This is a genomic window from Aminivibrio pyruvatiphilus (genome assembly GCF_004366815.1).
GTDB lineage: Bacteria > Synergistota > Synergistia > Synergistales > Aminobacteriaceae > Aminivibrio > Aminivibrio pyruvatiphilus.
In genome coordinates this window covers 1-12,952 of record NZ_SORI01000011.1, presented here as the reverse complement: position 1 = coordinate 12,952, position 12,952 = coordinate 1, and the positions used below count along the sequence as shown (strand labels likewise).

General features: G+C 56.8%; 11 protein-coding genes. 6 read left to right on the top strand and 5 right to left on the bottom strand.

The window, feature by feature from the left end; translation table 11 throughout:
* The first annotated feature begins 16 nt into the window (after positions 1-16).
* Positions 17-1,954: an ABC transporter ATP-binding protein gene (locus C8D99_RS09135; protein ID WP_133957832.1), complete on the top strand. Its 1,938-nt coding sequence runs from the start codon at positions 17-19 to the stop codon at positions 1,952-1,954.
* 28 nt (positions 1,955-1,982) lie between these two features.
* Positions 1,983-2,768 carry an LmeA family phospholipid-binding protein gene (locus tag C8D99_RS09130; RefSeq protein WP_166670101.1) on the top strand — a complete coding sequence of 262 codons (786 nt, stop codon included), beginning with the start codon at positions 1,983-1,985 and terminating at the stop codon, positions 2,766-2,768.
* Between the two features lie 47 nt (positions 2,769-2,815).
* Here C8D99_RS09130 and C8D99_RS09125 read toward each other — a convergent pair whose 3' ends face one another.
* Both C8D99_RS09125 and C8D99_RS09120 read right to left on the bottom strand, forming a co-directional pair.
* The gene (locus C8D99_RS09125) at positions 2,816-3,712 is read right to left on the bottom strand and encodes an MBL fold metallo-hydrolase (RefSeq protein WP_133957830.1); all 897 of its coding nucleotides are present in this window, start codon (positions 3,710-3,712) and stop codon (positions 2,816-2,818) included.
* A gap of 11 nt (positions 3,713-3,723) precedes the next feature.
* Entirely contained in the window at positions 3,724-4,395 is a 672-nt protein-coding gene (locus C8D99_RS09120; protein WP_243833882.1) for a L,D-transpeptidase, read from the bottom strand.
* Between the two features lie 189 nt (positions 4,396-4,584).
* Between C8D99_RS09120 and C8D99_RS09115 the strand changes: the two genes are divergently transcribed.
* The 4 genes from C8D99_RS09115 (at position 4,585) to kdsB (ending at position 8,578) form a co-directional block, all read left to right on the top strand.
* A complete protein-coding gene (locus C8D99_RS09115) occupies positions 4,585-5,760 on the top strand; it encodes a type III PLP-dependent enzyme (protein WP_133957829.1) in 1,176 nt (391 codons plus the stop codon).
* A gap of 96 nt (positions 5,761-5,856) precedes the next feature.
* On the top strand, positions 5,857-6,702 hold the full coding sequence (gene speE / locus C8D99_RS09110) for a polyamine aminopropyltransferase (protein ID WP_133957828.1): 846 nt from the start codon (positions 5,857-5,859) through the stop codon (positions 6,700-6,702).
* 59 nt (positions 6,703-6,761) lie between these two features.
* Complete coding sequence (gene arcC, locus C8D99_RS09105; protein WP_133957827.1) at positions 6,762-7,703, top strand: carbamate kinase; 942 nt, start codon at positions 6,762-6,764, stop codon at positions 7,701-7,703.
* A 140-nt stretch (positions 7,704-7,843) separates the two neighbouring features.
* Positions 7,844-8,578 carry a 3-deoxy-manno-octulosonate cytidylyltransferase gene (kdsB, locus tag C8D99_RS09100; protein ID WP_133957826.1) on the top strand — a complete coding sequence of 245 codons (735 nt, stop codon included), beginning with the start codon at positions 7,844-7,846 and terminating at the stop codon, positions 8,576-8,578.
* 66 nt (positions 8,579-8,644) lie between these two features.
* On the opposite strand, the gene C8D99_RS09095 is transcribed toward kdsB, so the two are convergent.
* From C8D99_RS09095 to C8D99_RS09085, 3 genes are all read right to left on the bottom strand, one after another.
* A complete protein-coding gene (locus C8D99_RS09095; RefSeq protein WP_133957825.1) occupies positions 8,645-9,823 on the bottom strand; it encodes a DegT/DnrJ/EryC1/StrS family aminotransferase in 1,179 nt (392 codons plus the stop codon).
* Between the two features lie 41 nt (positions 9,824-9,864).
* Complete coding sequence (locus C8D99_RS09090; RefSeq protein WP_133957824.1) at positions 9,865-10,983, bottom strand: iron-containing alcohol dehydrogenase; 1,119 nt, start codon at positions 10,981-10,983, stop codon at positions 9,865-9,867.
* Between the two features lie 290 nt (positions 10,984-11,273).
* Complete coding sequence (locus C8D99_RS09085; RefSeq protein ID WP_133957823.1) at positions 11,274-12,842, bottom strand: AbgT family transporter; 1,569 nt, start codon at positions 12,840-12,842, stop codon at positions 11,274-11,276.
* Positions 12,843-12,952 lie beyond the last annotated feature (110 nt).

Genomic DNA, 12,952 nt, shown 5'->3' with positions numbered 1-12,952 from the left:
GGAAGGAGGCGGGGCCGTGATCCGGATTTGCGACATTCGAATACAGCTGGGAGAGCGATCCCTCTTCCAGGACCTTTCGTGGACCATTCTTTCTGGGTCCCGTACCGGTCTTGTGGGAAACAACGGCGCAGGGAAGACGACGCTGCTCCGAATGATGACAGGGGAAACGGCTGTGGATTCCGGAACGGTCACAATCCCCAAAGGGCTCAGGATCGGCTATCTGCCCCAGGACCTGGTGGAGCTCCCCGACATGCCCGTTCTTTCCTTTTTGCGTTCCAGAACGGGCCTGGCAGCCGTGGAGGACGAACTCGCAGCATGCGCAGGAAGGCTGGCCGCACTACCCCCGGAATCCCCCGAGCATGAACGGGAACTCAACCGTCACGACCTTCTGTTGAAACGGTTCGAGTCCCTCGACGGATATGCTTTCGATGCCATGGCAGGCAAAATACTTTCGGGCCTTGGCTTTTCACAGTACGACCTGGACAGGACCACCGGATGCTTTTCCGGCGGCTGGAAAATGAGGCTCCACCTTGCCGGCCTTCTTCTTCTCTGCCCGGACATCCTGCTGCTTGACGAACCGACAAACCACCTTGACACGGAGAGCATGGAATGGCTGGAAGGATGGCTTTCAGGTTTTCGGGGGACTATCGTCGCCGTCTCCCACGACCGGAGGTTTCTCGATACGATCTGCACCTCCATCGCGGAACTCTCTCTGGGAAAGATTTCCATCTACCAGGGCAATTTCTCGGAGTACCTCGACGAGCGGGAAAGGCGGCTTGAAGAACTCAGAAGGCAGGAACGACTCCAGAAGGAAGAAATCGCCCGCATGGAAGAATTCATCGAGCGGTTCCGCTACAAGGCCTCGAAGGCGGCGTCCGTACAGAGCAGGGTCAAGCGGCTCGAGAAAATGAGCCTTGTTGAAATAGAGGAGGACACGAAGCGGGTGTCCTTCCGGTTTCCACCCTGCGTTCGCAGCGGTCTCGACGTGGCCGTCATGGAAAAGGGAGAAAAGAAATACGGGGATCACACGGTTTTCTCCGACGCATCCCTGACTATCCAGAGGGGAGAGAAAATTGCCCTGGTCGGCGTCAACGGGGCCGGAAAGTCCACCCTTTCCAGGATCCTCAGCGGAACCGAGGGGCTCACTTCTGGAACGGTACGAACAGGGCACAATGTCCGGATCGCCTTTTTTTCCCAGCAGTCATCGGAAAACCTGGATTATTCCAGGACCGTGTGGGAAACCCTCTCCGGACGCAATCCCGCATGGACAGCCCAGGACAAGCGAAACCTTCTCGGGGCTTTTCTCTTCGGCGGCGACGATATTTACAAGCCTGTTTCAGTGCTTTCAGGAGGAGAGAAATCCCGGCTTGCCCTGCTGAAGCTGCTGATGGAAGAAGCCAACTGCCTCGTTCTCGACGAGCCTACGAACCATCTGGATATGCAGACCAAGGATCTTTTCCAGAGAGCCCTCCTTGAATACGACGGCACCCTGGTCCTTGTCTCCCATGACCGCTTTTTCCTCGACAACCTGGTGAACAGGGTGGTGGAAATAGCCTCGGGAAAACTCCTGGACTATCCGGGGAACTATTCCTATTTTATTGAAAAAAGGAAAGCCCTTTCCTCAGAGGCTGCTGAGAAGCGGATGGACCCAAAAGAAAAGGAAGACCCTGAAAAAGAGCGGAAGAGAATTGAGGCGGAGAGACGAAACCTCCTGTACCGAAAGAAAAGAAAGGTCCTGGACAAACTTGAGCCGGTAGAAGTGAAAATTTCTCTCCTTGAAAAACAGCAGTCGGAAAGGGACAGCCTTCTGTCCGATCCGGTCTTTCTCTCCGATTCGGAAAAAGTCCAGAACCTGCTCATTCAGAGAAACGATGCCGCAAAGGAACTCGATTCCCTCTACGGACTGTGGGAAAACCTCATGGCGGAAATCGAAACGATCGAAAAAACTGGATAACTATGACCACCAGGGAGGAAAGAACGGAATGAAAATGAAAAAAACGGTTCGATGCGCTCTGGTCGCAGCAGCTGCTCTTCTGCCCCTTTTCTTCGTCGCGCCGGCACCGGCAGGCGGAGAACCCCTGGGAAGCCATCTCCTCAGGCATTTCGTCTCGGAATTCACCCCCGAGAGGATGACCATGATCATCGACGAAGAACCGGACGACACCGGCTATGTGAGGGATATCTACCTGGACATATCGGGATGCGTCATCGGCGGCGTCCGCATGGATTCCCTGCGGGTAAGGGCCATGGGAGTCCAGATGAACCCTCCCGGGGAATGGGAGACAAAAGGACTTGATGCCGGGGAAATCCTCCACGTCCACGCCTTCGCCCGGATCCTGGAGAAGGATCTCAACGACAACCTCCTTTCGAAAGAATTCGGCGATGACGACCACTGGAACAACCTCCAGGTGGACATGCGGCCCGACGGAATTTACGCCCGGGGGAATTACCTGGTGACGGTAATCTTCCGGCTGAACATTCTCATCGAAATCTTCAGCCGGTTCAAGATCGTGGACATGCAGCAGGTGTGGCTTCATGACTACACCCTCAAGGTGAACCGGGTGGACGTCCCCCAGTTCATAACAGACCAGGCTGTGGAACAGATCCAGCCCCTTCTCGACCTGAGAAAATTTGTTTTTCCCCTGAAGCTTCACTCCATCGAGTACGACGAGGACAGCCTGACGATCACGAGCCGGGTTCTTCCGGAGGCGTTTCAGGGAATAGTGTATGAATACAAAGCAGGAAACGGAACACCGGGAACAAAATAAAGGAAGAGAAACGAACGGGGGGAGCAAATCCGCTCCCCCGTTCGTTTTCACTTCGGGCCGTAAGCTCCCGCGAATCCGCGGATGCTGTTCCCGATGAACTCCCGCTCCCTGTCCCGGATATCGGGCTCCATTTTTCTCCAGGCCGCAAGGAAGGGGTCACGCTCCAGCAGCTCCTGAAAAACTGCCTCCTCGTCGTCAGGCGGAACCCCCCTTCTGAACAGGTCCACCACGATGTCTCTCCAGAAGAGAATCTGCCCCCTGGCAAAGGAGAGCATTTCCCCGGCTCCTTCGGCCGCTCCGAAATGGGAATAGCAGATCCTGCTGCAGCCGAGGGGTATCAGCTTTTCAATGGACTCGAGGGTCACTTCCGGGAAGAAACGGGGGGGCGTGGCAGGACGAAGATAGGGAAAAGGCTCCTCCCCTTCCAGGAAAATTCCTGCCGCCTCACCGGCGAAAAGGGTTTTTCCGCCTCCTCCTTCATCAAGGACAAAGCACCGGTGATGGGATGCATGTCCCGGGGTCTCCACCGCCGAGAAACCGGCCGGGAGGTTTTCATCCGCCAGAAGGGCTTCCCGGGGAAGGGGTTCCGGCTCTCCGTAAAGATACGCCGTATTGCCGAGGGTTTCCACGCTCCCCTTCCACAGGGCCGCAGGCTCGAGCAGGTGAGGAATTCCCTTCGGTGCCGCGGACACCTTAGCGCCGTATTCCCGAAAAGCGAGGGAAACAGCCCCGGCATGGTCGAGATGCACATGGGTCAGAAGAACGGCATCCACCCTGCTCCCTCCGTGCCGTTCCACCGCATCGCGGACAATGGGCCAGGTGCTGCCCGGTCCCGTGTCCACGAGATAGGTCCTGTCCTCATTCTCATCCCTTACCAGCCACGAGGAAATGAAGCGCCGAAAACCCCTTTTGTTTACCTGGAGATCTATGTTCACAAATTTCATGGCAACTGCTCCTATTCCGAAATGACGACTTTCATGCCGACAAAAACCGTCTTCTTCAGCTCCTCAAGTTCATGGTTCCTCATCCGTATGCACCCCTGGGTTATCATGGTGCCGATGGAGTGGGGATCATGGGTACCGTGAATGCCTATACCCGACCATCCCGGGGTTTTCAGCCGTATGAACCAGGGGCCGTACGCTCCCGGGATAGGTCCGTTCCCGTCGCCGAAGTCGTAGGTCCAGGAGGAGGACCTCTGAATCTGCTGGACGGTGAAGTCACCTGTAGGGGTCCTGCTGTCGCCGACACGCTGCTTCTGCCCTCCGTTGGCCCCGACAGCCACATCGAAGGTCCGCTCCACGTTTCTTCCCCGGTAGAGATACATCCGGTAAGTCCCCTTGACGACGTGGAGCCAGAGCTGGTCGCTTTTCGCCCTTCCCGGCAGGGCTGGGGGCAGCGGCGGTTCCGGCGCCGGAACCGGAGTATGAACTCCGGGAGGCTCCTGAAACTGCAGGGACGGTTCCGGCAGCGGAACCGGACCGGGTGAAGCCGGCATTTCGGGCGGCGGAGCCGTCAGCTCCCGGTAGAGAGTATAGCCGAGGTACCCCGTGAGAAAACCGGCAACAACCAGAAGGGCAAGGCCGGCCAGCTTTGCCCAGAAGGGAAATTTTCTTTTTCCGTAGAACATGGAGGAGCCTCCTTGCAGCGGTGCGCTCAATGGTCGGAACAGCATTGATTCTACCATGGAACCTCTGCGGGCAAGGGGGAAAAGAATACGTAAATTCCCTGATTTTTCTTCCCCTTTCCCTATTGCATTTCTCGGCCCGAGGCCGTAAACTGCATCAGGTTCAAAACCAATTCATTAGGAGGTAGAGACGTGGAAAACCAGTTCCAGTTCGACCTTGAAAGGTATATTTCCAGGGAACGATTCGACCGCATCAAAAAGTTTGCTGAAGATAAGGAGACACCCTTTCTCGTAATTGACCTGGCAAAGGTCGAACAGAAGTACGATGAACTGATCAGCACCCTGCCCTTTGCAAAGATTTACTATGCCGTGAAGGCGAACCCCAACGAATCCGTCATTCGGATGCTCGTGGCCAAGGGAAGCTGTTTCGATATAGCCTCGATATACGAACTGGATCACATCCTCGCTCTCGGCGCAACGCCGGACAGGGTCAGCTACGGCAATACAATAAAAAAGGCGAAGGATATCGCCTACGCCTATTCGAAGGGAGTCCGCCTCTTCGCCACCGATTCGGAAAACGATCTGAAAAAAATCGCGAAGAACGCTCCCGGCTCGAAGGTATTCTTCAGGATCCTCACCGACGGAAGCGGCGCAGACTGGCCCCTCTCCAGGAAGTTCGGCGCCCACCCCGATACCATTTACAAGCTCATTCTCCAGGCTCCTGAACTCGGCCTGGAGCCCTACGGGATTTCCTTCCACGTGGGCTCCCAGCAGAGGGACATCGGCCAGTGGGATCATGCCATCTCCACCTGCAAATATCTCTTTGATTCCGCGAAGGCGGAGGGAATCGAGCTGAAAATGGTGAACCTCGGCGGCGGATTCCCGGCGAACTACATTTCCCCCACGAAGGAGACCTCAGTTTACGGAGCGGAGATTATCCGCTTCCTTACGGAAGATTTCGGAGAAACCCTCCCTGAAATCCTTCTTGAACCGGGCCGCTTTATGGCCGGAGACGCAGGAATCCTTATTACGGAAGTGGTGCTCATTTCCCGGAAGTCGGAGGCCAACCAGTACAGCTGGGTGTACCTTGACGCCGGAAAATTCGGCGGTCTTATTGAAACTCTCGACGAGTCCATCAAGTACCCCATCTACTCGGAGAAATCAGGCCCCATTCAGGAAACGATCCTGGCCGGTCCCACCTGCGACAGCATGGACATTCTGTACGAAAACGAAAAGTACGCCCTCCCCGCTTCACTGACGGAAGGAGACCGGCTGTACTTTTTCACCACCGGGGCATACACGCAGAGCTACTCCTCGGTCTGCTTCAACGGCTTCCCCCCGCTCCGCGCCTACGTGCTTGAAGATTGAAGCAGGACATTCTATACTGAATGAAAGTCAGTCAGCGGAGGGAACAGGTTGAACGACTTGTTCCCTCCGCTTTTTCCAGAGAAAGGAGAATGCCCAATGGAAACCCGCCCGAAACGCTTCAACGAGCTCTGGCTTACGGAAGAACAGAGCCCCGACATGAAGCTGAGCCTTCGCGTTTCAGAGGTGCTTCTGAACGTGAAAAGCCCCTACCAGGACATCCTGCTTGTGGAAACCGGAGAATACGGCCGGATGATGATTCTCGACGGAGCAATCCAGATCACGGAACGGGATGAATTTTGCTACTCCGAGATGATGGCCCACGTGGCGCTCTCCTCGCACCCGGATCCCCGGAGAGTGCTCATCGTCGGCGGCGGCGACGGCGGCGTTCTGCGGGAAGTCCTCCGACACAAAAGCGTGGAAAAGGCCACTCTTATCGATATCGACGAGGAAGTGATCAACGCCTCGAAACGGTTTCTCCCGACCATCAGCGCTGCCCTTGAAGACCCCAGGGCGGACGTAAAACCCATGGACGCCATGGTATATATCAAAGCCGCGAAAGAAGAATTCGACGTCGCCATCGTGGACAGCACGGATCCCGTGGAATTTGCCGCCGGACTCTTTGAATCCCCCTTCTACCGCGATATCCACAACGCCCTGAAAAAGGACGGAATGGTCGTTGCCCAGACGGAATCACCCTTCACCGACAGGAACGTCGTCCGGGACGCCTTCCGGGAGATGAGTTCCGTCTTTCCCGTCGTCAGGATGTACTGGGGAGCCATGCCCACCTATCCCAGCGGAATGTGGACCTACACAGTGGGATCGAAGAATGCCGATCCGTCGGCGCCCCTTCGCCCGGCACCCGAGGGAACGAGGTACTACACATCCGATATCCATAGGGCAAGTTTCGTTCTTCCGCCCTTTGTCATTGACTTGCTGAAATAAGCTGCTTAGTTTAGAATATACTGGTTTAGCATTAACATTCAGGAGGGGAATTTAAAGAGATGAGAGTATTGGTCGCCCTTGGAGGCAACGCCATTCTGCAGAGAGGCCAGAAGGGCAATGCAGCGGAACAGCGGGACAACGTTCAGAAAACAGTGGACCAGATCGTCAGGATGATCCGGGCCGGTCATGAAGTGGTGGTCACCCACGGCAACGGGCCCCAGGTCGGCGCAATCCTCATCCAGAACGAACTGGGCAGCACTTCTGTGCCTGCCATGCCCATGGATGTCTGCGGAGCGGAGAGCCAGGGACTCATCGGGTACATGTTCTGCCAGAGCTTCCACAACACCCTTGCTCTCGAAGGCCTGTCCGGCCATGAACCCGCATGCGTCGTGACCCAGGTTGAGGTCGATCCTGCCGACCCTGCCTTCGTCCATCCGACAAAACCGGTGGGACCGTTCTATACGGAAGAAGCGGCGAAGAAGCGCATGGCTGAAACCGGAGAATTCTGGATCGATGACGCGGGACGCGGCTGGAGAAGGGTCGTTCCCTCCCCTGACCCCAAGTCCATAGTGGAAAAGGACGTCATCAACTCCCTGCTGGAAAAGGGCTTCACCGTCATCGCTTCCGGCGGCGGCGGCATTCCCGTCATCCGCGGGGCTGACGGAACCTACCAGGGAGTCGAGGCGGTCATCGACAAGGACCTCGCCGGCGAAAGGCTCGCCGCCGCGGTGAAGGCCGACCTCCTGATGATCCTCACCGACGTGCCCAGGGTTGCCATCAACTACAACACGCCGAACCAGAAATGGCTTGAGAAGCTTACGGTAACCGAAATGGAAGCCCTTGAAAAGGAAGGCCATTTCAAGGCCGGCTCCATGGGACCCAAGGTTCGGGCAGCCCTCCGTTTTGTCCGCAACGGCGGAAGCCGCGCCGTCATCGCGAGCCTCGAACAGGCCCTCGAAGCCCTGGAAGGCTCGGCGGGCACCCAGATTCTCAAGGACTGACCACTCCTCTGCCCTCAGGCATCTGCTGAAAGCGGCCCCTTCAGGGGCCGCTTTTTTCCTGCCCTCCCCTTCCGGTGAAGGAAGGAAAAGTGTATCATCAATATCCGTTGTCAATCTTCCTTCAAGGAGATGGATGGATCATGAAAACCCTCGCCGTCATTCCCGCAAGATTCGCAAGCACCCGCCTCCCAGGAAAGCCCCTTCTTCCGGTAAGAGGGGTACCACTGGTCGTCCGGGTACTCCGCCGGGTGGAAAGGTGTTCGTCCGTGGACAGGATCATCGTCGCTGCGGACGATGAACGGATCGCCGCCGCGGTGAGGGACGCAGGAGGGGAATGCATGCTCACCCCTCCCGAACTGCCGAGCGGAGGCGACAGGGTGGCCTGGGTCTCCGAAAGAATCCCTTCCGATATCGTCCTCAACGTCCAGGTCGACGATCCTCTCGCGGGGCCGGACATGATCGATCCCCTGGCAGCGGCCATGGACGATCCTGCCGTCATGCTCGCCCTTCTGTCAAAGCGGATTGACCGCGAAGAGGAAGTTTTCTCGCCGAACATAGTCAAGATGGTGTTCGATTCCGCAGGAAGGGCGCTGTACTTCAGCCGCTCCCCCATTCCCTATCCGAGAAACGGAGACCCTGTCTATTACAAGCATATCGGCCCCTATTGCTGGAGGAGAGATTTCCTGCTGAAATTCTCCTCCTGGGAACAGACGCCCCTGGAAAAAACGGAAAGCCTGGAAATGCTCCGGGTTCTCGAAAAAGGGCATTCCATCGCCTGCGTTCCCACGGAGAGGGACACCATCGAGATTGATACTCCGGAGGACGCGGAAGCCCTGGAGCGATACCTGGAACTCCACCCCGACTTCTGCCTGTAGCTCACTGGAAAGCGGGCCCCCGGCAGATTCCCGGAGGCCCGCTTCGCTTAACCCGAAGGAGATATCTCAGAGAGCAGCCTTTGTCCCCGCCCGCACTGCATGGATAATGGCTTCCACCGCGGAATCATCCATGATGATGCTGAGACCGAACATGACTGCCCGGGCAAGCAGCCTGTCGCTCCCTGCCATTGTTTCCGGGGCATAGGAAGGAGTCCTCGTCCCGAACCAGTCCTTTTCCCCCATTACTTCAAGAGCCTTCCAGTGTTTTGCGAAATGCCAGGTGTTGTCTGCGATAATGGAACAACCGCAACCCGCTGAAACGGCGGCATCCCTGAACTTCAAGGCCGACTCCGCCGACGGCAGCATGAAAATCACATGGGAGGCAGTGTCCCCCTCACCGTTGTGGGTGGGACGGGGGACAATGCCCGTATCGGAAACGGCTTGCAGAATCCTTTTCTTGGTGGATCGGAGCAGCCCGAGGGCATAGTCCATTTTCTGCAGCGCAACAAGGCCGAGGGCTCCCTGCAGTTCGCTGAGCCGGTAGTTCACACCCAGCCCCGACTTGCCTTCGGCACCCCGGTCGTGTTCCTTGCTGTGGATATGCCCGTGGTCATGGTAGCAGTCCATTCTGGAGTAGACTTCTTCGCTGTCGGTGAACACAATCCCGCCTTCGCCCACGGTGAGGGTCTTGTTGGGATCAAAGCTCCAGGTGCCGCATGTTCCCAGGCTTCCGAGCATCCTTCCCTTGTAGGTGCCGCCGACGACTTCACAGGCATCCTCGATGATGGGGATACCGTACTTTTTTCCGAGTTCGGCAAACCTGTCCATGTCCGCCGCGGCACCGAACATATGGACCGGCATGATCGCCCGTGTTCTTTCGGTGATAAGCCTCTCTGTTGAGACCGGGTCGAGACTCAGGGTCCCGTCGATTTCGCCGAGTACGGGAACTGCGTTGCAGGCAACGATAGCCTCGACAGTGGCGATGAAGGTAAAGGGAGACGTGATAACTTCATCCCCCGGCTGGATGCCGATTCCCTTCAGGGCGACGATAAGGGCAGCCGTTCCGTTGGCCACCGCAAGGGCATGGCGGGCTCCTGAAATTTCCGCGGCCCTGTTTTCAAACTCCTCCACCCTGTAAATACCCCTTCTTGCTCCGTGAGACCCGTAACGGTGGATCATTTTTCTTTCAATGACATCCTGAACTGCCTCCAGTTCTTCCTTCCCGAAAATTTCCGTTCCTGCCATCAGCCTTCCCCCCTGTCGTTTTCTGCAGAAGCAAAAAATCCCTACCGGGAAACGATTCTTTCATAGATCCCCCGGATATATCCCTCCGTGGCCCGCTCCTTCCAGTTGACTCCGAAACAGCTCTGCCAGAGCTTCTCCATGCCGAGGGCAGTTTTCGTCATTTTTTCCACTGCTCCTGCCCCTATTCCGAAATCCGCTGCTTTTGGAGTGTCCATGCCGTTGATCCGGAGAAAGGAAACAGTGTCCTCGTATCCGTCAGGATAGAGGTCGCCGAGGGAAAGCATGGCGAGGGTGACGGCCACGCTGTGAGGGAGGGTTGGCGAGGAGTTGCTCAGCCCATAGGAAACTGCGTGGGCTGCCCCCACTCTCCCGCCGATGGTGCTGCTTCCTCCTAGAACGGAGGCCATGGCCGACCGGATGGCGTTGTCCATCCGAAACTCCTCCACACCCGACGTCAGGACGTCCCTGGAGAGGCTGATGCCGTCAAGGGCATCCGAAACGGCCGTCTCCGAGCTTGTCGCGCTTTTCGTGATTTCATAGTGATGGAAGAAGCAGTCCATCATGGTGAAAAACCGGTTGTATTTACGTACCCCCGATGTGAGCCCGGGATCGATGAACGCCACGGAGGGTGCGGTATAGGGGTTGTTGATGCCCAGTTTCTTCTCGGGTCCGCGGAGCACCGCGATGGGAGTAATTTCGGCCCCTGTACCGCTGAGCGTAGGAAGAACCCAGATATCCGCCCCTTTCTTCATGTCCAGGCCATACCCCTGGTATGTATGGGCGGGGTCCGGATTTGCAAGGCATATGCCCACGGCTTTCGCAAGGTCCATGGTCCCTCCCCCGCCGATGCCCACCACCACATCATGGGGTTTCGCCCTGTTTTTTATTATGGAGACGACAGTATCGACATCTCCTGTTTTGGGTTCCGACGCGGAGGCATCGAAAAGAAACAGGGCTTCATGGGCGAAAAGGGGGGCGAAGACAGGCTGATCCTGCAGCACTGAATCCACCACGAAAAAGGGATTTTTTTTCACCTGTTTCACCCTGTGAAGAAGCTCCCCGACTCCTTCACGGGAACGGATTATTTCTGTCGGGACCCCGGTGCGCCACCAGGGCTGATGAGAAAGGAAACCTTCCATGTCCGCCGGTACGTTTTTCATTTCTGTTTCACCCCAGACCTCGAAAGAATTGCCCCACACCGCCGCTTTCCCTTTTTCCGCAATGTCGCAGAAAGGGAGGGATCAAATAACAGCGGGAGAAACACGGGAAAAAGTGTACTCCAACTTTTTTCTCCGGTCCAGAGTACTTCAGGCTGGAAGGAAAAATTCTCCGGGGAAAATTTTCGGAGTCCGGACGGGAAAGTGATATATCGTTCCCTGGCAAGCCCCCGAAGCGAAGGGTAAGAAAAAGGACCCCGGAAGACCGGGGTCCCATGTCGTATCTTTTTCTGCTACAACAGAGCGGAAGCGCCGGGGCCAAGAGGTATGCCCAGCAGATACCACGCAATGAGCAGTGCGGTAAAGCAGATGAGGTAGGCGATGGTATAGGGCATCTCCAGGGAGATGACCGTACCGATGCCGACCTTCGTGTCCGGGTCGGACCGGTACTGCTCCAGAAGCCCTATGATAACCGGCACGTAGTACGACAGGGGGGAGATGATGTTGGACGAAGAGTCGCCGATTCGATACGCCACCTGGGTGAGGGCCGGCGAGAAGCCCACGATGGAGAACATGGGAACGAAAATGGGGGCCAGGATGAGCCACTTGGCAGAACCGCTGGTGATGAACAGGTTGATGAAGGTGCAGAGGAGAATGAACATGATAAGCAGCGGGATGCCGCCGAGATTCATTCTTTCAAGCCAGTGGGCGCCGTTGACCGCGAGGACGGTGGTGAGCCTGCTGGCGTTGAAGAGCTGGACGAAAATGGCGGCGGGAAGAACGACCACCATGAAGCTCAGTCCTCCGGAAAGGCCCTTCTGCATGAGCTTGGGCACGTCGTCCATCTTCTTTATGGTGCCGGCGCCGAAGCCGTAGGCGATCCCGACGAAGAAGAACAGGAAGAACAGAATCGCCACGATGCTGCTCAGGAAGGGCGAGCGGGGGACGATGGTTCCGTCATCGGCCCGGAAGAAGGAGCCTTCAGGGAGTATAAGGTACAGCAGGACGCCGATGACGAGAACCGCCATGACGGCGGAGAAACGGAGTCCCCGGTTCTCTTCGGGGGTGACGGCATGCTTCAGAAGCTCGTCGGAATCCTTGTCGTGGGCACTGTCACCGAGGACACGAACAGTGAATTTTTCGGTCACCCACGTGGTGACGAACATGACGACGATGGTGGCCACAGCCATGAAGTACCAGTTGATGAGGGGATGGGTCGGTCCGGGGACGTTCATTCCCTGGGCCGCCGACTGGGTGATTCCGGCGAGGAGGGCGTCAGTTCCGGCAATGAAGAAGTTCGCGGTGAAACCTCCCGAGGCCGCCGCGAAACCGGCGATGATGCCGACCCATGGATTTCTTCCCAGGGCCTTGAAGACCGCGCCGCCGATGACCGGGGTGAAGATGATGCCCGCGTCGGAGGCAAGGTTCGAGTTGATGCCCACAAGAGCGAGGACCGCCGTCACCATGTAGGAGGGGGCGCCGAGAATGGTCTTCCGCATCAGGGCGGAAATCATCCCGGACTGCTCCACAAGGCCGATTCCAAGCGTCATGACCATGACCAGGCCAAGGGGTGCGAAATTGACATAGGTGGAAACAAAGCCGGCCGTGAACTTTCTCATTTCGGCGAAGGAGAGAAGGTTCAGAACCGCAACGGTCGTTTCCTTCGGGGCCTCTCCGGCTTTCGCCGCCATGTAGGTCACGGAGACTCCGGCCTCTGAAAGATAATAGGACAGTCCGAGGACGATGAGCGAAAGATAGACGAAAAGCCAGAAGGGGTGCGGGAGCATGTTGCCGACGATCTCGATTCCCTTGATGAATTTCTCGAACAGTGTCCTCTTCTGAGGGGTTGCTGTTTCAGCCATGAAAATACCTCCTTTCACTCTTGTCCAAAATAGGTTTTTAGGAACATTAAAAAGCCCCCAAGGTCTTTGAGATATCATTGGTTTGCCTACGCAACGAGACCTCAAATCCG

Coding starts and splice junctions, on each gene's coding strand:
- C8D99_RS09130 (WP_166670101.1), top strand. CDS start 1,983: ATGAAAATGAAAAAAACGGTTCGATGCGCTCTGGTCGCAGCAGCTGCT.
- C8D99_RS09125 (WP_133957830.1), bottom strand. CDS start 3,712: ATGAAATTTGTGAACATAGATCTCCAGGTAAACAAAAGGGGTTTTCGG.
- C8D99_RS09120 (WP_243833882.1), bottom strand. CDS start 4,395: ATGTTCTACGGAAAAAGAAAATTTCCCTTCTGGGCAAAGCTGGCCGGC.
- speE (WP_133957828.1), top strand. CDS start 5,857: ATGGAAACCCGCCCGAAACGCTTCAACGAGCTCTGGCTTACGGAAGAA.
- arcC (WP_133957827.1), top strand. CDS start 6,762: ATGAGAGTATTGGTCGCCCTTGGAGGCAACGCCATTCTGCAGAGAGGC.
- kdsB (WP_133957826.1), top strand. CDS start 7,844: ATGAAAACCCTCGCCGTCATTCCCGCAAGATTCGCAAGCACCCGCCTC.
- C8D99_RS09095 (WP_133957825.1), bottom strand. CDS start 9,823: ATGGCAGGAACGGAAATTTTCGGGAAGGAAGAACTGGAGGCAGTTCAG.
- C8D99_RS09090 (WP_133957824.1), bottom strand. CDS start 10,983: ATGAAAAACGTACCGGCGGACATGGAAGGTTTCCTTTCTCATCAGCCC.
- C8D99_RS09085 (WP_133957823.1), bottom strand. CDS start 12,842: ATGGCTGAAACAGCAACCCCTCAGAAGAGGACACTGTTCGAGAAATTC.